The sequence below is a fragment of the Pseudoalteromonas sp. Angola-30 genome (assembly GCF_028599215.1).
In the GTDB taxonomy this organism is placed as follows: Bacteria; Pseudomonadota; Gammaproteobacteria; order Enterobacterales; family Alteromonadaceae; genus Pseudoalteromonas; species Pseudoalteromonas atlantica.
Genome location: NZ_JAQREI010000008.1, coordinates 102,868 through 121,963 on the forward strand (window position 1 = coordinate 102,868; position 19,096 = coordinate 121,963).

18 protein-coding genes are annotated in these 19,096 nt (G+C 42.7%); 8 read left to right on the plus strand and 10 right to left on the minus strand.

Features of this window, described 5'->3' with window-relative positions; all coding sequences use genetic code 11:
- Window positions 1-4: 4 nt before the first annotated feature.
- Window positions 5-832 carry a 2,3,4,5-tetrahydropyridine-2,6-dicarboxylate N-succinyltransferase gene (gene dapD, locus PSH54_RS12050; RefSeq protein ID WP_024033809.1) on the plus strand — a complete coding sequence of 276 codons (828 nt, stop codon included), beginning with the start codon at window positions 5-7 and terminating at the stop codon, window positions 830-832.
- 328 nt (window positions 833-1,160) lie between these two features.
- Window positions 1,161-3,191, plus strand: a complete 2,031-nt coding sequence (locus tag PSH54_RS12055; protein ID WP_064386071.1) for a BCCT family transporter — start codon at window positions 1,161-1,163, stop codon at window positions 3,189-3,191.
- A gap of 87 nt (window positions 3,192-3,278) precedes the next feature.
- On the opposite strand, the gene PSH54_RS12060 is transcribed toward PSH54_RS12055, so the two are convergent.
- The 8 genes from PSH54_RS12060 to pspA form a co-directional block, all read right to left on the minus strand.
- Window positions 3,279-3,623 (minus strand): 4a-hydroxytetrahydrobiopterin dehydratase, encoded by a 345-nt coding sequence (locus PSH54_RS12060; protein WP_273606231.1) that lies wholly within the window; start codon window positions 3,621-3,623, stop codon window positions 3,279-3,281.
- Between the two features lie 37 nt (window positions 3,624-3,660).
- On the minus strand, window positions 3,661-4,458 hold the full coding sequence (phhA, locus tag PSH54_RS12065; protein ID WP_029774298.1) for a phenylalanine 4-monooxygenase: 798 nt from the start codon (window positions 4,456-4,458) through the stop codon (window positions 3,661-3,663).
- A gap of 237 nt (window positions 4,459-4,695) precedes the next feature.
- Entirely contained in the window at window positions 4,696-5,877 is a 1,182-nt protein-coding gene (gene megL / locus PSH54_RS12070; protein ID WP_096041407.1) for a methionine gamma-lyase, read from the minus strand.
- Window positions 5,878-6,022: 145 nt separating this feature from the next.
- Complete coding sequence (locus tag PSH54_RS12075; protein WP_273606232.1) at window positions 6,023-7,051, minus strand: TIGR01620 family protein; 1,029 nt, start codon at window positions 7,049-7,051, stop codon at window positions 6,023-6,025.
- Window positions 7,048-8,472 (minus strand): YcjX family protein, encoded by a 1,425-nt coding sequence (locus PSH54_RS12080; protein ID WP_273606233.1) that lies wholly within the window; start codon window positions 8,470-8,472, stop codon window positions 7,048-7,050. The genes PSH54_RS12075 and PSH54_RS12080 overlap by 4 nt, the downstream gene beginning before the upstream one ends.
- A 57-nt stretch (window positions 8,473-8,529) precedes the next feature.
- A complete protein-coding gene (gene pspC / locus PSH54_RS12085; protein WP_004586908.1) occupies window positions 8,530-8,931 on the minus strand; it encodes an envelope stress response membrane protein PspC in 402 nt (133 codons plus the stop codon).
- Window positions 8,928-9,161 carry an envelope stress response membrane protein PspB gene (pspB, locus tag PSH54_RS12090; RefSeq protein ID WP_004586907.1) on the minus strand — a complete coding sequence of 78 codons (234 nt, stop codon included), beginning with the start codon at window positions 9,159-9,161 and terminating at the stop codon, window positions 8,928-8,930. The genes pspC and pspB overlap by 4 nt, the downstream gene beginning before the upstream one ends.
- 67 nt (window positions 9,162-9,228) lie before the next feature.
- The gene (gene pspA, locus PSH54_RS12095; RefSeq protein WP_004586906.1) at window positions 9,229-9,888 is read right to left on the minus strand and encodes a phage shock protein PspA; all 660 of its coding nucleotides are present in this window, start codon (window positions 9,886-9,888) and stop codon (window positions 9,229-9,231) included.
- 186 nt (window positions 9,889-10,074) lie between these two features.
- Between pspA and pspF the strand changes: the two genes are divergently transcribed.
- From pspF to PSH54_RS12125, 6 genes are read left to right on the plus strand one after another with little or no spacing between them, the layout of a single operon-like run.
- Window positions 10,075-11,139: a phage shock protein operon transcriptional activator gene (pspF, locus tag PSH54_RS12100; protein ID WP_054983061.1), complete on the plus strand. Its 1,065-nt coding sequence runs from the start codon at window positions 10,075-10,077 to the stop codon at window positions 11,137-11,139.
- Between the two features lie 15 nt (window positions 11,140-11,154).
- Window positions 11,155-12,762 carry an ABC transporter substrate-binding protein gene (locus PSH54_RS12105; protein ID WP_096041404.1) on the plus strand — a complete coding sequence of 536 codons (1,608 nt, stop codon included), beginning with the start codon at window positions 11,155-11,157 and terminating at the stop codon, window positions 12,760-12,762.
- Window positions 12,762-13,796 (plus strand): ABC transporter permease, encoded by a 1,035-nt coding sequence (locus PSH54_RS12110; RefSeq protein ID WP_004586903.1) that lies wholly within the window; start codon window positions 12,762-12,764, stop codon window positions 13,794-13,796. Before PSH54_RS12105 ends, PSH54_RS12110 begins: the two co-directional genes overlap by 1 nt.
- Entirely contained in the window at window positions 13,783-14,676 is an 894-nt protein-coding gene (locus PSH54_RS12115) for an ABC transporter permease subunit (protein ID WP_024033801.1), read from the plus strand. Before PSH54_RS12110 ends, PSH54_RS12115 begins: the two co-directional genes overlap by 14 nt.
- Complete coding sequence (locus PSH54_RS12120) at window positions 14,677-15,669, plus strand: peptide ABC transporter ATP-binding protein (RefSeq protein WP_004586901.1); 993 nt, start codon at window positions 14,677-14,679, stop codon at window positions 15,667-15,669.
- The gene (locus PSH54_RS12125) at window positions 15,669-16,430 is read left to right on the plus strand and encodes an ATP-binding cassette domain-containing protein (protein ID WP_004586900.1); all 762 of its coding nucleotides are present in this window, start codon (window positions 15,669-15,671) and stop codon (window positions 16,428-16,430) included. The genes PSH54_RS12120 and PSH54_RS12125 overlap by 1 nt, the downstream gene beginning before the upstream one ends.
- A 112-nt stretch (window positions 16,431-16,542) precedes the next feature.
- Here the strand turns inward: PSH54_RS12125 and PSH54_RS12130 are convergent, their stop codons facing one another.
- Both PSH54_RS12130 and PSH54_RS12135 read right to left on the minus strand, forming a co-directional pair.
- The gene (locus tag PSH54_RS12130) at window positions 16,543-18,444 is read right to left on the minus strand and encodes a SurA N-terminal domain-containing protein (protein ID WP_273606234.1); all 1,902 of its coding nucleotides are present in this window, start codon (window positions 18,442-18,444) and stop codon (window positions 16,543-16,545) included.
- 172 nt (window positions 18,445-18,616) lie between these two features.
- Entirely contained in the window at window positions 18,617-18,916 is a 300-nt protein-coding gene (locus PSH54_RS12135; protein ID WP_286247754.1) for an HU family DNA-binding protein, read from the minus strand.
- Between the last annotated feature and the right edge of the window lie 180 nt (window positions 18,917-19,096).

The following is a 19,096-nucleotide window of genomic DNA, read 5'->3' on the forward strand; positions in this document are numbered from 1 at the left end:
CACCATGTCAGATTTAAAAACTATGATAGAAAACGCCTGGGACAACCGCGATAGCATTAGCCCAAGCAGTGTATCTAGCGATGTAAAACAAGCGATTATTGACGCACTAGAGCTTCTTGATAGCGGTGCAGCACGTGTTGCTGAAAAAATATCAGGCGAATGGGTCGTACACCAATGGCTTAAAAAAGCCGTTTTATTATCGTTCCGTATTCGCGATAACCAACCAATGAACGACGGCGTAAACCAGTTTTACGATAAAGTACCGCTTAAATTTAGCGACTACACACCGGAGCAGTTTCAGCAAGGTGGCATGCGCGTAGTTCCTAACGCGGTAGCACGTAAAGGCAGCTTTGTAGGTAAAAACGTCGTACTTATGCCATCGTATGTGAACATTGGCGCCTACGTTGATGAAGGCACTATGGTTGATACATGGGCAACTGTTGGCTCGTGCGCACAAATTGGTAAAAACGTACACTTATCGGGCGGCGTGGGCATAGGCGGCGTTTTAGAGCCACTCCAAGCTAACCCGACCATCATTGAAGACAACTGCTTTATTGGCGCACGCTCTGAAATTGTTGAAGGTGTAGTAGTAGAGGAAGGCGCTGTAATTTCAATGGGCGTTTACATTAGCCAAAGCACCCGTATTTACGACCGTGAAACCGGCGAAATTCATTACGGCCGCGTACCAGCAGGCGCTGTAGTTGTGCCAGGTGCATTACCATCAAAAGATGGCACTCACAGCCTATACGCTGCAATTATCGTGAAAAAAGTTGATCAACAAACACGCGAAAAAGTAGGCATCAACGCCCTACTACGCTCAATTGATGATTAAAAGAAGCGATAAGCTTTTAGCTGTAAGCCCTAAGCTGATTGGTGTTAAACGTAGGTTGGGTTGAGTGAAACGAAACCCAACGACACATTAAAGCTTAGTGTTTTAGCAAAATTTAGAAAGCTCTAAGCCCTTTGGGTTTAGAGCTTTTTTGTTTAGATTAGAGTTTATCTCTTAAATAGCTAAACCGTTGGGTTTCTCTGTGCTCAACTCAACCTTAATTCAAAGCAATATACGTTTACAAACAAACGACTGAATTAGCCAACACACCCAAGATATAATAAGGTAGCAAAGCATACTTGAAAGTTAGCAATTAATATTAAGGATTAATATGACAAAAACTGCTTTACGCTCAACTATTTTGCTACCGGTATTTTTGCCCGCGGTATTTATTATTCTGCTTTTGGTCATTGGTACAAGTAGCAACCCTGAACTGGCAGGGCAAGCATTCAGTGTCGCCCTCAAGTGGATAACAGAAACCTTTGGCTGGTTTTATATGTTATCAGTTGCCATCTTTTTAGTTTTCATAGTTTGTGTTGCCGCCTCCAGCTGGGGAAATATCAAGCTGGGGCCTGATCATGCACAACCGCAATACAGCTTTGGTGAATGGTTTGCCATGCTATTTTCGGCCGGTTACGGAGTCGCATTACTTTATTTTGGTGTAGCAGAACCCGTGCTCCATTATGCATCTCCGCCGGCAGGCGCCGCAGAAACCGTTAATGCCGCTAAGCAGGCTATGCAAATTGCATTTTTTCATTGGGGTTTTCATATATGGGCAATTTATGGGATTGTTGGTTTAGTGCTTGCTTACTTTGCATTTCGCCACGGCCTTCCGCTTTCTATTCGCTCGGCCCTGTATCCACTTATTGGTGATAAAATATATGGCCCTATTGGGCACACTGTTGATGTGTTTGCCATATTAGGCACGTTATTTGGTATTGCCACAACGTTAGGGCTTTCGGTTACTCAAATTAATGCCGGGCTGCACTACTTATGGCCAAGCATCCCTATTAATACCACGGTACAAATTACCGCTATTGTTATTATTACCGCAGCGGCAACGTTTTCTGTGGTGGCAGGTATGGATAAAGGTGTGAAGCGTTTATCTATAATAAACATGACTCTCGCCGTATCATTAATGGCCTTTGTGTTTTTTATTGGCCCGACTATTCATATTCTTGAATCGTTTTTACAAAATACCGGCAGCTACCTCAGCGGTATTGTTGAGCGTACTTTTAATTTACAAGCCTATAGCCGTAGTGATTGGATTGGTAACTGGACTCTATTTATATTTGGCTGGACTATAGCGTGGGCACCCTTTGTTGGTATGTTTATCGCTAAAATTAGCCGCGGCAGAACCATTAGGCAATTTGTTGTTGGCGTGATGCTAGTTCCGACTATTTTTACCTTTTTATGGTTTTCTGTATTTGGCGATACCGCGCTAAATTTAATAATGAATGAAGGGTTTAATACTTTAATAACCGATGTTCAAGCAAACCATGCCGTTGCGCTATTTCAATTATTTGAAGTGCTACCGTTATCGTTTATTATTTCGCTACTGACGGTTATTTTAATCATTACCTTTTTTGTAACCTCATCTGACTCGGGCTCGTTAGTTATTGACTCCCTCGCCTCTGGCGGGAGTATTGATACGCCGGCATGGCAACGGGTGTTTTGGGCTGTGCTTGAAGGCGCTGTGGCTGCTGTTTTATTAGTAGCAGGTGGGCTAAGTGCACTACAAACCATGACAATAGCCAGTGCCCTACCCTTTGCTATTATTATGCTTATTGCAACCGCGGGACTTTGGCGCGCACTTACCATTGAAGGCCATCGCGATACGAGCTTACAAGCACATGCGCTCAATAGCCGTAATGTTAACCTATCTCATTGGAAGCGCCGGTTAGCCGCTATGGTTAATTATCCGAATAAGGAAAAAGTGCATACCTTCATCAGTAGTGTGGTGGTAAAAGCAATGCAAGCTGTTCAAGCAGAATTAAAAGCGCGCCAGTGGCATGCCGAGGTAGATTTTGATACTGACTTAGGCCGCGCCCATTTAACCGTACTACGCCATGAACATGTTGATTTTGTGTATGACATTCGTCTTACTGAGCACCCAATGCCAAGCTTTGCCTATACAGAGCTAAAACCGGATGTTGATAACTCCGAGATGTATTACAAGGCAGATGTTTTCTTACGCCGAGGTGGGCTATCTTACGATGTATATGGCTACAGTGAAGATGATATTGTGAAGGACATTCTTGATCAATTTGAGAATTACTTGCACTTTTTAGGTAACAGCCCAGGGGAACTTCCGTGGGATATGGCCGAACACGATGACATGTTAAATAGCGACAAACCTTAAATAAGCGCTTTAATTAACAGCGCAATTTTGATGCAATAAAAAAGGCACTTAAAAGTGCCTTTTTAGTTTGCTCAATTAATTTTTTAATTACAGTGCGTTAAATACGTTGTCTGTTTTTGCTGCGCAAATAAAATCGTTTTTGTGTAGGCCTTTAATTGAATGGCTCCACCACGTTACGGTTACTTTGCCCCACTCGGTTAATAAACCAGGGTGATGGCCTTCATCTTCTGCCATATCACCTACTTTATTGGTAAACGCCATAGCTTGCTTAAAGTTTTTAAACTTATAAACACGCTCAAGTTGCATAATGCCGTCGCGTACCTCTGGTACCCAGTCTGGAATTTTTGTAATAAGTTGGGCAAGCTCTTCCTCAGATACCTTTGGCGCATCTACGTGACAGGCTTCGCATTTTTGTTCACTTAATGAAGACATTTTAAATCCTTACTTTAGCGTTTCTTTTAAATTAAAGTTAACCGGCTAATTTTTCTTTAGGTGGAAATTTTGGGTCGTGCAAACCAAGCGCTTTAGCTTGCTCAACCAAAGTCATAATATCCATTTGCGATATATCAAACAGATCATGAATCGAATTTATGGTGTAGTACTGTGGTTGCATAATATCAATGCGGTACGGCGTACGCAGCACATCAATTACGCTCATAGGCGTTATCTCTGGTGTATCTGAATACACGTACTGGGTTTCACCTGGGCTTGATAATATACCACCACCATATATACGCAGGCCGTTTTCGGTTTGCATTAAACCAAACTCAACGGTAAACCAATACATACGTGCAAGGTATACACGATCTTTTTTCTGCGCTGCATACCCTAACTGGCCGTATTTGTGTGTGAATTCGGCAAAGTCAGGGTTTGTTAGCATAGCGCAGTGGCCAAATATTTCATGGAAAATGTCAGGCTCTTGCAGGTAGTCAAACTCTTCTCGGCTACGAATAAACGTCGCTACCGGAAATTGTTTGTTTGCCAATAACCTAAAAAATTCATCAAAATCGATAAGCGCAGGTACAGGCGCTACTTGCCAACCGGTGGTGGCAAGAAGCACTTCGTTAAGCTCGCTTAATTGCGGGATACGATCGTGTGGTAGGTTTATTTTTTTAAGCCCATCCATGTACTCATCACAAGCTTTGCCTTCTATGCACGCAAGTTGGCGCGTAACAAGCTCAGACCAAATTTTGTTTTCTTCTTCGCTCCAATGAATAACACCGTTTTCATCAGGTGTTTTAGAGGTGTATTTACTTGCTTTAGCCATAATAACCTTCTTGGGGTTAAGCCCTAAATGTGTGTCAGTGTGATACTCAAGATTAGTGAATATCTAATGCAGCCATACTATGCAAAAGTGAAGAAAAGTTTAATAGTTAGGCGGATATCTACATTTAGCACGATCCCCTAAAGTGTATAGTTAAAATTACACCACCGGCATTAATATTATACAACCACCAAATTAAAGGCGTTAATGGCAAATTAAACTGTACATAAATAAATACACCTAACAAATTAATGTAAAAGCTTGGTTTAAGTCGTCAATAATATCGTTAACATCTTCAAGCCCTACAGAGAGTCTTATTAAGCCATCACTTATGCCTGCGGCTGCTCGCTCCTCGGGTGTGTAAGGGGAATGCGTCATTGATGCGGGGTGCTGAATAAGCGTTTCGGCATCACCTAAACTTACAGCAAGTGTGCAAAGCTTCATGCTATCTATAAACTGCGCTCCTTGAGCAAGGCTGCCTTTAATTTCAAATGCGATAACGCCGCCTGCGGCTTTCATTTGCTTGCCTATATATTTGTTGCCAGGGTGCGATTTAAGCCCAGGGTAATAAACAATATTAACCTGTGGGTGCGCCTCTAAATATTCAGCAACCGTTTGCGCGCTTTGGCAATGGCGCTCCATGCGTATGGCTAAAGTTTTTAATCCGCGATTAATAAGCCATGCGTCGTGCGGGCTTATGGTGGCACCAATATCTTTAAGTACCGTCATTTTTATTAAGGTAATGTGCTCATGCGTTCCACACACAAGCCCCGCTACTACATCGCCATGGCCGTTTAAGTACTTAGTGGCACTGTGCACAATAATATCTATGCCGTACTGCTTAGGTGATTGCAGCAGTGGCGTTAAAAAGGTGTTGTCGACCACACTAATTAAATTATGTTGCTTAGCGAGCGCGCCAATTAAGGCTAAATCAATGACTGCCATTGTGGGGTTGATTGGCGTTTCTACAAATATCATTTTTGAATTAGGTTTTATAGCAGCGCGAAGCTCGCCCTCGTTGGTCATATCAACAAAAGTAACTTCAATTCCCCAGCGCGGTAACATGTGAGCAAAAAACGCAAAAGTACATCCATACAATGCACTTGATGCAATTAAATGATCGCCCTGCGATAAAAAGCTTAATACCGACGCCGATACAGCTCCCATACCTGTGGCGGTAGCAGCAGCAGCTTCGCAGCCCTCTAACTGTGCTACTTTTTGCTCAAGTTCGGTGGTGGTTGGGTTACCCAGGCGGGTATAAATATAACCAGGCTCATCGCCTGCAAAACGCGCGGCACCTTGTGCTGCATTTTCAAAATGAAAGGTAGAGGTTTGATACAAAGGCGACGTGAGTGCGCCATGCGGATCGTTTGCTTTTTGCGGGCCATGAATACATTGGGTATTAATATGCTGCTTGCTCATTGTGTGCTCTCGTTTTTATTATGTATGTCAATTACATAAATAAAACGCACCGCAGTTTAAATCACAAGCATGCCGGATGCTCAGATGGCTATTTGTGCAAAAACCGCTCAGCGCGGTTTTGTACACAAATATTGCCACTGCTACTTTAGGCCGTTGGCTCGGCCTTTTTACGGTTCAGAATTTTGCTGGCAATACTTTGCACTGTGCCTTTTAACAAGCTGCGTTTGTTTTCAAGCCGTGGTAATGGGCGGCTAAGCTCCATTGCTTTGTAACCAATACGTGCTGTAAAAATACCGGCGCTTACACCTTGCGCTGCACGCCCCGAAAGCTTACCTAAAAGCTCAGCACTGAGTGCTGTGGCTGCTAAATCAGATACAAGCTCAGCACTGCCTACAAACATAACTTGTTTTATTAGCATACGGTAGAGCTTAATGCGGCTTGCGTAACCAAAACCAATGCCATAAATTTTACCAATTTGCTCTATTAACTTAGTACCGCGCCAAAGCACCGCCATCATGTCTACTAGCGCAAGGGGGCTTAGGGCAACAAGCAACGCTGACTCTGTCGCAAAGCGGTTTATAAGCTTTTTAGCTTGCGTGTCTTGCGTTATAAGTAAGCTATTTGCGTAAAGGGTCATTATTTCTTTATCGCTATGATGGGTAGCCACTTGGTTTTTAAACGCATCGAAGTTGTCGAGCTGTTGGTGCTTATTTAGTTTTTCAAGCCAAGGTAATGCGCCACCTACTTGCTCGCTATTTAAGAGTCTGTCGGCTTCTTGGCGGTGTAACTGATTACGCTTTAAACTGCGCAGCATTCTGTATTCGCGCCATAGCATGCGCCCAATTAGCAACACACCGCTTACCACCGCCGTTAAATACACGCCGCCTAAAATGACCGACTGCTGAAACGCAAACACTAACGAATAAGCAAACTCAAGTAGCACTAACACTAAAAAGCTTACAGCAAACACCCCTTTAAGCGTTTGCCATTTAGACTTTTTATATACCGGCTCTAGGTCTATTTCTTCATCAAGAAGTTCATCTTCAGGCTCTTCAATGTATTCACTTTGACCCTGGGTAATTATTTTTGCAGGAGCAAGCGTCGCCTCAACCTGCTCATCAGCTTGACTATCAATTCGCCTACCTGCTTGAAAAGTTTGCTGTGTGTCGTTCATGATAATTTATCTCCTAACAAGTACTGCATCACATGATCAAGGCGAATATGCTTAAGTTGCTTATCGGGATTTGGCATAGGCGCAAACGATAAAAACTCAAAGCCCTGCGCTGGCCACTCATTTTTATTAAGCATGCGCTTTGGTGGCTGTGGGGGTAAATAAGTAAGCCAATCTTGCTCGTTTAATGGTTTACCATAAATACAATCAAGCGTTTGGCCTTTATCGGCCACTTGGCGCGGCTGCGTTGCTGCAATTGACGACATTGCCATGGTTTCTATTTGTACGCCATCAAACTTTAAGTGATTACTTTGCTCATGCACTAGCGAGTCAAGTAGTAGTGCTAAGTCTTTATGGTGCTTTGCACTTATATGATCTGACTTATTTGCAGCAAACAGTATTTTATCTATGTTGGGTTTAAATAAACGCTTAAAAAATCCCGACTCGCCGTAATTAAAGTGTGCGAGTAATTGGTTTATTACACTACTTTGCTCTTGGAGTGTTTCGTGGCCTTCGTTTAAAGCGCTGAGTACGTCTACCAACACAATTTGGCGGTCAAAGTGTTTAAAGTGCTCATTATAAAATGGCTTAACCACCTCTTTTACATAGGCGTTAAAGCGCTTAATTAAGTGCGCTAAGTTAGAGCCAGGCACTACCTCGTCACTTTTAATATGCTGCGCATTTACCGGAAAAAACAACAATAGCGGCGCACCTTGCAAGTCGCCAGGCATTAGCATGCGCCCAGGTTGTAACATGGCAAGCTTAGTATCTTTTTTAAGGCCCACCAGCATACTTTGATAAAGCGCTGCAATGTGTGCAAGCAAGCCTTCATCTACAGGCGCATTTAAATCAAGCTGTTCAAGCGCGTTTAAAAATTCAGTAGAGGTATTCACACGCGGGTGCTGTAGTAACAGCGGGTATTGTTGCTCGCACCACTGACTATAGCTTTGCTCAAGCATAGGTAAATCAAGTAGCCATTCACCTGGGTAGTCAATAATATCTAAATACAGCGTAGATTGCGGCGAAAAATGCCCACGCAACCCAGATGCGCTTTGGTATTTAATCGCTAAACGCAGGGTATTAATGCGCTCGGTTGATGCAGGCCATGTAGGCTCCCCATCGCTTGGGAGCAAGGCATTAAGCGCCCGCGGATAGTCAAACGTAGGCACTTTTAACGCCTCTTGCGGCACCACTTTGGTGGCTATATGGCGGTGCTCTCGCATTACATCAAAAAACGGTAAGTTTTTATCATCGCTTTGTGTTGTAAGGTGCTTAACAAGTGCGGTAATAAACGCGGTTTTACCACTGCCACTTAGGCCGGTTACGGCCAATTTTACGTGTTGATCTAAACTGCGATGAAGGGCTTTTTGGGCTGAACCTTTAATACTTTTAAAGGTTTTTTTGGCAAATGAAGTGCTACTCATAATGGGCTAGCACTTCATTGATGCTGTTAATCACCGAACAAAGTGCTATTAAATCCTTTAAAGTTTGTTGATTTCACGGCTAACCGTAAACTCGCTTGAAGTAACATGGCGCTCCATATCTTGAAGACGCGTGTCTATTCGCGTTAAACGCTCTTTTAAGTCTTGCAATGCGCGGCGCGGTGGCTCGCCTTTTTGCCATACTTTAAATTTAACTTCTAGCGGATCGTCAGTTTTAGTTGAGCTACTAGTATGTATAGTTGTGGGGTCTTTTTTATCTAAAATAAACCACGCTGCAATATACGCTACCACAAATAATGGGCCACCCGTTAGCAGTACCGCACTAACAAAAATAATGCGAACTAACCATAACTCCATATTAAAGTAGTCACTTAATCCCGCACATACACCGGCGATTTTGCCGCGCTGTGGGTCTCTTAATAATTCGCGTTTGGCACTCATACTTTGCGTCTCCATTGTGGTGACTCTTGATCGAGTAATGCTTCAAGTGTTTCTACTCTATCAGCCATTTTTTCAGCCTTGTGAGCAAGTTCCAATAACTGGCGATGTTCATGCTCACTTAACCCTTGGCTCACTTGCTTTTTGCTACGGTAGTGCAAAATTAACCACAGTGGCGCAACAAAAATCATGAACAAGATAAATGGTGCAATTAGTATCTCTGGATCAAACATAATCCTCTCCTGACAATCCGTAATCGATGTTTTAAGCAGTGGGGCACTTTAAGTACCCCTTTATAAGTTATTTATCAGCTAGCTTCTTTTTAAGTTCGGCAAGCTCATCATCTATCTTTTCATTTTTTTGTAGGTCGGCAATTTCATCTGCAAGCGACTTTTTACCTAAATCGTAAGACTCTATTTGAGATTCTAGTCCATCAATTTTAGTTTCGTAGCGCTCAAAGCGATTAAGTGCATCTTCTACTTTAGAGCTATCAAGGGCTTTTTTCACTTCAAGGCGCGACTCAGCCGAACGTTGACGTAAAATAATTGCCTTTTGACGTGCTTTAGCATCGGCTAGCTTTTCTTGTAGTGTGGTGACTTCTTGCTGAAGTTTCTCAATATGAGACTCTACATGCTCAAGCTCAGACTCTACTGCTGCGACTGCTTCTGCCGACTTTTGCTTTTCAAGTAACGCTGAACGCGCTAAATCGTCGCGGTCTTTACTTAGTGCAAGCTCTGCTTTGTCTTGCCAATCACTTACTTGTGCTTTTAGTGTGTCTACACGACGTACTAATTCTTTTTTCTCAGCCAGTGTTTTAGCTGACGTAGAGCGCACCTCTACCAATGTGTCTTCCATCTCTTGGATAATAAGACGAACCATTTTTTCTGGGTCTTCTGCTTTATCTAAAATGGCATTGATATTAGAATTAACAATGTCTGCAAAACGCGAAAAAATTCCCATAACATTTACCTCTGTAATATAAACTTAGTTGGTCTGCTGTAACTAGTATCAATATGCTTGCCAACTTTTTAAAATCTAAAATACACTTTATTTTCATTAAGTTAAACTAAATATACAAATTCCTTTAGTTATCCCTGATTATGAAATACACTAACTGTTAGCAAAAATGACCAAGAGTTAGGAAAAATGAGCCAATATCGCCAACAGGATAATTTACTCGGCCAATCTGATAGCTTTTTAGCTGTACTTGATCAGGTATCCCAGTTAGCTAATTTAGATAAGCCAGTGCTTATTATTGGCGAGCGAGGAACCGGTAAAGAGCTTATAGCCGCCCGTTTACACTTTTTATCAAAGCGTTGGGATCAAAACTACGTAAAGCTTAACTGTGCAGCCCTTAACGAAAACCTCCTCGAAAGCGAATTATTTGGTCATGAAAGCGGTGCTTTTACCGGGGCAAGTAAACGTCACGAAGGTCGCTTTGAGCGCGCTAACAGCGGTACCTTATTTTTAGATGAGCTGGCTAATACATCGGCCATGGTACAAGAAAAGCTTTTGCGCGTTATAGAATACGGTGAATTTGAGCGGGTTGGTGGTAAACACACCGTAAAGGTAGATACTCGTTTAGTGTGTGCCACCAACGAAGATTTACCCCACCTTGCTGAACAGGGCGAATTTAGAAGTGACTTACTTGACCGCTTAGCCTTTGATGTAATTACCCTGCCACCACTGCGCGAGCGTCAAGACGATATTATGCTACTCGCTGAGCAATTTGCCATGAATATGGCACGCGATTTAGAGTGGGAGTTATTTAGTGGCTTTACCCGCAGCGCCACCGAAACCCTGCTAAATTACGATTGGCCGGGTAATATACGCGAGCTTAAAAATGTAGTTGAGCGAAGTTTGTATCGTCATGGTAATGAACATATTCCCGTTCACCAGATTATTTTAGACCCGTTTGAAAGCCGTTTTAGACCCAAAGCACGCATTAAAGCTCCTATTGCAACACCGCTTGCCCCAGCGGAGCCTACAACACTAGCCACACCTATTAGCGAGCTTAGTAACGAGCTTAGCGCCCCAATTGAATTTCCGTGTAGCTTAAAAGAGCGCTCTAATGAATTTGAAATAAATATGATTAATAAAGCCCTTGAGCATAGCCAATTTAATCAAAAGAAAACTGCAGAAGTACTCGGTTTAACGTATCATCAATTACGTGGTTATCTTAAAAAATACAATTTATTAGAAGATAAATAGTTAGAGGTTATGCGAGTGCATAAAATACTACTTGTTTTACTAGCCAGCACCTTAACAGGCTGCTTTGATAGTAAAGAAGAAATTATAGAAGAGAAAAACCAAGGCCTCGTTTATTGCGCCGAAGCGAACCCTGTGTCGTTTAATCCGCAAGTAACAACCACTGGCTCAACTATTGATATTATTGCTAATCAGTTATTTGACCGTTTAATTAGTATTGACCCCGTTACTGCAGATTTTAAAAGTGAGCTGGCAACCGATTGGAAAATTAGCAACGATGGAAAGTCGGTTACCTTTACGCTGCGTAAAGGCGTGAAATTTCATTCTACCTCGTACTTTACCCCTACTCGCGATTTTAACGCTGATGATGTTATTTTTACCTTTAGCCGATTATTTGACGTGTACAACCCGTACCATTTTGTAGGCGATGCAAACTACCCGTATTTTCAAAGTGTGGGGCTCGATCAGCTTATTCGTAAAATTGTACGCGTGTCTGACTATCAAGTGCGCTTTGAGCTATTTCACCCAGAAAGCAGTTTTTTAACGAACATGGCCACCGACTTTGCCGTGGTGCTGTCGCAAGAATACGCAATGCAATTAAAAGCGCGAGATCAAACTAATTTATTCGATCAGTACCCTATTGGCACAGGCCCCTACATATACAAAGAGTACCGACGCGATCACTTAGTGCGCTTTTACCGCAACCCCCTTTATTGGAAGCACGATGTTGCCCTTGAACAGCTGGTTTACGACATTACGACAAACGGCACTACGCGCATAGCAAAAATGCTCACTAAAGAGTGCGATGTAACCGCGCACCCAAGTAGTGCACAACTGAGTATTTTAGCGCAACGAGACGATATAAACGTTGAAAAAGAAACCAATTTAAATATTGGTTATTGGGCCTTTAATACTGAGCGCGCCCCTTTTGATGACATTAGAGTGCGCAGAGCCCTTGCGCATGCAATTGATATAGACAAAATAATGCAAGCCGTTTATTACGGTAATGGCATACGCGCGCAATCTATTTTACCGCCGACCTCGTGGGGCTTTGAACCACAAGAAAACATGCCTATGTTTGACCCAGAGCTAGCTAAAAAACTACTCATAGAAGCGGGGTTACCGAATGGCTTTGATATGACCATTTGGGCAATGCCGGTGAGTCGAATATACAATCCTAATGCCCGTAAAATGGCTGAGCTGATGCAAAGCGATTTACGAAAAATAGGTGTTAACGTGAGTATTGTTGAGTACGAGTGGAATACTTTTATTCAGCGTATAGGTGAGCACCGCCACGATAGCGTATTACTCGGCTGGGCTGCCGATACACCCGATCCAGATAACTTTTTTAGCCCATTGCTAAGCTGCACTGCCACTTTTAGCGGTAAAAACCCAGCCAATTGGTGTAACCCGCAGTTTGACTTATTGCTTACCCAAGCGCTCGACACCACCGATTTAAGCTTACGCAAACAGTATTACGATCAGGTTCAAGCGCTCATTGTAGATCAGCTTCCGTTAGTGCCTATTGCTCATGGTATGCGTTTTCAAGCAAATAGTGCCGATGTAGAAGGGATAACCCTTGGCCCATTTGGGGCGATTTCACTCGCAAATGCGAGGAAAAAATAATGATACTAGATTATATATTACGCCGCCTTGGCTTGTTTTTATTCATGATTTTAATGCTAAGCATATTTACCTTTTCGCTTAGCTACTTGTTCCCAGGAGATCCGCTTAGCAACCTAAGTGGTATTCCTAGTGGTAATTTTTCTCAGCACAGTGAGCTTGAAGATAAATACATGTATGACAGCAACTACGTTATGCAGTATTTAGCGTTTTTAGGGCGTATATTTCAAGGTGACTGGGGTGTGTCGTTTGCCTCGGGGGATAACGTTTTTCAGCACATTTTAGATTTAATCCCAGCAACTTTAGAGCTGTGTGTTTATGCGCTTATTGTATCGGTTGTGGTAGGTGTACCAGCGGGCATTTTGGCCTCAGCATACACACGCCGTTGGCCAGATAAATTAATTAGCTCTACCACCATGATTGGTTACTCTATTCCGGTTTTTTGGTTAGCGCTGTTACTTATTATGATTTTTTCGCTCAAACTGGGCTGGTTTCCTATGTCGGGTAGAATGGGGTTACTATTTGAAATACCGCCTAATACCGGGTTTATATTAATCGATATTATGCTCGCAGGCTTCCCCTACAAAGGTGAAGCATTTATAGATGCACTGCATCACTTAACACTGCCAACCATAGTACTGGCCATGTTTCCTACCACTGTTTTAGTGCGCTTTACCCGCGACTCTATGCTTAAAGTAATGGATCAAAGCTTTATAAAAACAGCCAGGGCAAAAGGCCTTAATCGCCGCCAATTAATCATGCATCATGCGCTGCGCAATGCGCTATTGCCGGTAATAAAACAAATAGGGCTGCAATTTAGTACGCTTATTACGCTTGCAATGATAACCGAAGTTATTTTTTCTTGGCCTGGTATTGGCCGTTGGCTAATCGATAGTATTTACCAACGAGACTACCCTGCTATTCAAGGCGGTTTAATGGCGGTGTCTATGTTTGTTATTATTGCCACTATTGTTGCCGAGCTTACATATACTCTGTTCGACCCAATTTCGCGGAATCAGGCACATGGTAAAGTTTAAATTATTTTCTGAAGAGTCGAATAAATCGCCGCTGGCGCGTTTTTGGCGCAAATTTAAAAACAATCACCCCGCCTTGGTGGGGTTATGGATTTTTATGGCGTTTGCGTTATTGGCCGCCAGTGCGCCCTTTTTAGCGCCGTATGGGGTTAACCAGCAACATAGCGATGCTTTACTTATACCGCCGTCATGGCGAGAAATGGGCGATGTGCGCTTTATTTTAGGCACTGATGATTTAGGACGCGATGTACTCTCGCGCTTAATGAATGGCGCAACTTACACGTTTGGCTTATCGGTGGTGGCTGCCTTTATTACCACCATTATTGGTGTGCTTGTTGGGACTTTTGCCGGCATTAGCCGCGGCCTGCGCTCAAGCTTTTTAAATCACTTGCTTGATATCACGCTCTCTATTCCGTCTTTGCTATTGGCGATTATTATTATTGCAGTGCTTGGGCCGGGCTTAATGAATACAGTGTGGGCCATTATACTGGCGTTATTACCGCAATTTATTCACTCTATTCGTAATTTAATTGTTGATGAGCTAAGCAAAGACTACATTACCGCTTTTAGGCTTGATGGTGCCTCTAACTGGCATATTTTGTCGCGGGGTATTTTTCCTAATATTTATGAGCACATTGTAGTTATTTTTACCACCGCGCTTTCTACTGCTATTTTAGATATTGCTGCCTTAGGCTTTTTAAAACTTGGTGCGCAGCCCCCTACAACCGAATGGGGCGCCATACTGGCTGAGAATTTAGGCCTTATATATTTAGCACCTTGGACCGTTGCGCTACCGGGTGTATTATTATTTTTAGCGGTTTTGTCTACCAATTTAGTAGGTGATGGCCTACGAAAAGTGCTTAAAGCACGTAAGGCTGATTAAATGCAATTACTCGACGTTAGAAATTTAACCATAGAGCTGCGTACCTCTGAAACGGTGATTCGCGCTGTAGATAGAGTCAGCTTTAGCCTAAAAGAAGGTGAAGTACATGGCTTGGTGGGTGAGTCGGGCTCTGGTAAAAGCTTAATAGCCAAAGCCATTGTTGGGGTACTTAACGAACGCTGGCATATAACAGCCGATAGAATGCATTGGCGCGGTGTTGATTTAATGCGCTTAACCCCAGAGCAACGCAGAAAAACAGTCAGCCAAGACATTGCGATGATTTACCAAGACCCTAGCCGCTGCCTTGACCCGACCGCTAAAATATTTGACCAAATAGCCGAAACACTGCCTGAAACATCCACTAAAGGCTTTTTTTTAAAGCGCAATAGAGAACGTAAAGACCGCGTAAAAGCACTTATCCATAAAGTGGGTATTAAAAACCACGACGCTGTGCTTGATAGTTACCCGCACGAGCTATCAGAAGGCGTGTGCCAAAAGGTCATGATTGCCATGGCCATAGCGCGCACTCCTAAGCTACTAATTGCTGATGAGCCGACTACAGCGCTTGAAAGCACCACTCGTGCACAGGTATTTAGGTTGCTAAAAAGCTTAAATCAATTAAAAAATATGTCTATTTTGATGATTTCTCATGAGCTTGAAGAAATAGCCGACTGGTCGCACGGTATTCATGTTTTATATTGTGGGCAAATGGTTGAAGCCGGCCCTACGCAACGTATTTTCCGCCAGCCTCGCCATCCTTACACGCAAGCGTTATTAAAAAGCTTACCCAATTATGAGCAAGGCTTAGCACACAAAGAACCCTTTTATGCACTTAAAGGCACTATCCCTACTTTGCAACATTTACCTATAGGTTGCCGATTAGGCCCACGCTGCCCTCAAGCACAAAAAGAATGTGTAATTACCCCTGCACTTACTAAGCACCATGGGCACAGCTATGCGTGTCATTTTCCGCTTATTAAGGAGATGAAGTAATGCAACCGGTATTAAAAGTACAAGCGCTTTGTAAAACCTTTAACATACGTGCCGGTTTATTTAGCCGCAAAAAATTTGAGGTACTAAAAAATATCTCTTTTTGTGTGGGCAAAGGCGAAACAATCGCAGTAATCGGTGAAACCGGTGCGGGTAAAAGTACACTCGCTAAATTACTCGCAGGGGCAGATAGCGCCGACAGTGGGCAAATTTTATTAGAAAGTAACATTATTGAAGATGACGGCGTGCGCGATGATCAATGTCGACATATCCGCATGATATTCCAAGACTCCGCTGCCTCGCTCAACCCGGGTCTCACCATAGGTGATATGCTAGATGATTGCTTGCAGTATAATACCGATTCAGACCAACTCGCTCGCCAAGAAAAAATAGATGCCACGCTTTCTAAAGTGGGACTGCTAATCGATCATCAACATTATTACCCTCACATGTTTAGTGTAGGCCAATTGCAGCGTGTAGCGTTGGCGCGGGCGCTCATTTTAGACCCTAAAGTGGTGGTGCTTGATGAAGCGCTGTCGGCTTTAGATCCCTCCGTTCGTGCGCAAACAGTTAACTTATTACTTAAGCTGCAAAAAGAAACCGGTCTAACTTATGTACTCATTACGCACCATTTAAGTTTAGTGCGCCATATCAGCGATCAGCTAGTAGTGCTTGAAAAAGGTGAGGTAGTAGAATATGGGCGTACCGAAGAGGTGTTTCAAAATCCGCAATCAAAAGTAACACAGCGCTTAATTTGCTGTTAATTCTAAGCTTATATTTATAAGCAATACTGCCTAATCATTTTACTAAGCACATTGAAGTTATAAAAAAGGCGCGTTACTTATAAAGTAACGCGCCTTTTTTAATGTGTCGCGATTATTCTGCTGCTTGCTCTACCACAGGTAGATTTAGCTCAGCTTTAGCCTTTAAAGACTCAATAAACGCTAAATAGTTTTTGTTAGCTTGCGCCATAGTAATGTTTTGCTGTACTTGCGGGTCGATATTTGCGGTTACTTGCGCATCGCTTACCGATTTAAGTGCAACAATTGCCGCATCACCGTTGTTTAAATCAACCACGTCTGTGCTTGGTGCATCATTAGGACGAGGCATTTTAAACGCTTGCGTTACAATAGCAGGCGAAACCGTGTAGCTTTGACGCGTTAAACTCGCTTCTTCACGTACCGTTAGGTTTTGCTCACTGGCCACATCGCTTAGCGTTTTACCTGCTTGAACTTGTGCAAATAACTCACGTGCTTTTTCTTTAGCAAGTGTTGATGCTTTTTCATTAACTAAACGTGTTTTGATTTGCTCACTCACTTGCGCAAGTGGTTTAGTTGCAGATGGCTCGTATTTATTTACACGTACTACAATAACGTGCTCATCACCTAGCTCAATCACTTCTGAGTTTACTTTATCTTCAAGTAATTCTACTGAGAACAACTGTGAAATTACCGCAGGTGTATTAAGTGGCTCTGGCAATGCATTACGTGCAACAAGTGGCGTGGTTTTAACTTCAACGTCTGCCACTTCTGCAGCATCCTCTAAACGGTCAGAAATCTCAAATGCTAAGGCACCCATTTCTGTTTGCTTTTCGTAAAACGCATCTACTTTTTCAGTTTGCTCAAGCTCTGCACGTAAGTCGGCTTTTACGTCGTCATACGCTTTCACTTGCTCTGGCTGTAAGTCAGTAAGTTTAATGATGTGATAACCAAACTCTGATGCTACAACTTCTGAAATATCACCTTTGCTTTGAAGCGCAAATGCAGCATCTTCAAAAGCTGGGTCCATTACATCGCGCTCAATCCACTCTAGGTCGCCGCCCATTTCGCCACTCACAACATCATCAGATGATGACTCTGCAAGCTGTGCAAAATCAGCACCTTGCTCTAACTGCTCATGTAATGCGTTGGCTTTTTCAAGCGCGGCATCATCATCTTCGCTGTTATCAATTAAAATGTGCGATACACGGCGTTTTTCAGGCTCGATGTATTGTGCTTTATTTTGCTCATAATACGCTTTTACGTCGTCTTCTGTTACCGACTCTACGGTGATATCTTGTGCTTTAAGCTCAATGTAATCAACCGATACAAGCTCTGGCGATAAAAATTGTGATGCGTTTAGCTCGTAGTAATCAGCAATTTCTTGCTCAGATACGTCTACGTTTGCTTGTAACGCTTCTTTGCTTAACACAAGGTAGTCTATGCTACGCGTTTGCTGCTGCAGGGCTGCAGCGCGTTTAAGCTCGTTTTCAAGTGCAAACTCAGTACCAGCAACCGCAGACACTAATTGGCTGCGTGTCATGTCTTTACGTAAGTACTCACGAAAAGCATCTGGTTGAAAGTTCATTTGACGAATTACTTGTAGGTAACGGTCGTTATTAAATTTTTCACCAATTTGAAAGTACGGTAGTTCTAAAATTGTTTTACGTACGCTGTCGTCGCTTACGCGAAGGCCTAAATCTGCCGCTAATTGTGATTGCAATTCTTGTTGTACTAAGCGGTCAATTACACCTTGACGAATTTGCGCCATGTAATTTGGATCTGCACTGATTTGTGCAAAGTATTCGCCAAATTGTTGCTCTAAACGGCTACGTTCGTTTTGATAAGCACGATTAAATTCGGTTTGGCTAATTTTAATTCCATTTACTTCAGCAACGGGTTGTTCTGGGGTTTGACCTAAGTAACTACCGATCCCTGCTAAGGCAAAAGATAAAATCACCGCGCCTAAAATTATTTTGGCTACAGGACCCTGTGAGCCCTCTCTGATTTTCTCAAGCATTTGTTTATCTCTTATTGATCAAGGTATTTTACCTTGTCATATGTAAAAAAAGCGTATCTTACCAGATACGCTTTTTCACTTGAAGTAACTGGCGGTGAAGTTACTTAATTCATCGATTAGGATAATTAAGTTTATATACACTCGCCATAACTAATCTGTATTTAAACAGTGATTAGTTTACTGCGTCTTTCAGCGCTTTACCGGCTTTGAAAGAAGGAATATTTGCCGCAGCGATTTGGATAGTTTCACCAGTTTGTGGGTTACGGCCTGAACGAGCAGCACGCTCGCGTACTGAGAAAGTACCAAAACCTACAAGTGCAACTGAATCGCCATCTTTAAGCGCTCCAGATACAGACTCGATGAATGAATCTAGTGCACGACCTGCAGCCGCTTTAGAAATGTCAGCGTCAGCTGCGATTTGATCGATTAATTGAGATTTATTCACAATATCATCCTCTTTCATTGTTATTATCAAGAGCGATTGTTTTTTAAACTAACATCACTTTTTTGAAAATTTTAGAGCAAACTTTTAATGCTCACATGATTATATTTTTCTTAAGCCTAGGCCCCATAAGGGCTAGGCTCGAAAACCAGTGCTTAACTTATCATACCGATTAGATTTGAAAAGCCCTTTAAAGCACTTTTTTTGGGT

Coding starts and splice junctions, on each gene's coding strand:
- PSH54_RS12120 (WP_004586901.1), top strand. CDS start 14,677: ATGCAATTACTCGACGTTAGAAATTTAACCATAGAGCTGCGTACCTCT.
- pspC (WP_004586908.1), bottom strand. CDS start 8,931: ATGAGTGCCAAACGCGAATTATTAAGAGACCCACAGCGCGGCAAAATC.
- megL (WP_096041407.1), bottom strand. CDS start 5,877: ATGAGCAAGCAGCATATTAATACCCAATGTATTCATGGCCCGCAAAAA.
- PSH54_RS12060 (WP_273606231.1), bottom strand. CDS start 3,623: ATGTCTTCATTAAGTGAACAAAAATGCGAAGCCTGTCACGTAGATGCG.
- PSH54_RS12075 (WP_273606232.1), bottom strand. CDS start 7,051: ATGAACGACACACAGCAAACTTTTCAAGCAGGTAGGCGAATTGATAGT.
- PSH54_RS12110 (WP_004586903.1), top strand. CDS start 12,762: ATGATACTAGATTATATATTACGCCGCCTTGGCTTGTTTTTATTCATG.
- PSH54_RS12080 (WP_273606233.1), bottom strand. CDS start 8,472: ATGAGTAGCACTTCATTTGCCAAAAAAACCTTTAAAAGTATTAAAGGT.
- pspA (WP_004586906.1), bottom strand. CDS start 9,888: ATGGGAATTTTTTCGCGTTTTGCAGACATTGTTAATTCTAATATCAAT.
- PSH54_RS12125 (WP_004586900.1), top strand. CDS start 15,669: ATGCAACCGGTATTAAAAGTACAAGCGCTTTGTAAAACCTTTAACATA.
- pspB (WP_004586907.1), bottom strand. CDS start 9,161: ATGTTTGATCCAGAGATACTAATTGCACCATTTATCTTGTTCATGATT.
- phhA (WP_029774298.1), bottom strand. CDS start 4,458: ATGGCTAAAGCAAGTAAATACACCTCTAAAACACCTGATGAAAACGGT.
- PSH54_RS12115 (WP_024033801.1), top strand. CDS start 13,783: ATGGTAAAGTTTAAATTATTTTCTGAAGAGTCGAATAAATCGCCGCTG.
- dapD (WP_024033809.1), top strand. CDS start 5: ATGTCAGATTTAAAAACTATGATAGAAAACGCCTGGGACAACCGCGAT.
- pspF (WP_054983061.1), top strand. CDS start 10,075: ATGAGCCAATATCGCCAACAGGATAATTTACTCGGCCAATCTGATAGC.
- PSH54_RS12130 (WP_273606234.1), bottom strand. CDS start 18,444: ATGCTTGAGAAAATCAGAGAGGGCTCACAGGGTCCTGTAGCCAAAATA.
- PSH54_RS12055 (WP_064386071.1), top strand. CDS start 1,161: ATGACAAAAACTGCTTTACGCTCAACTATTTTGCTACCGGTATTTTTG.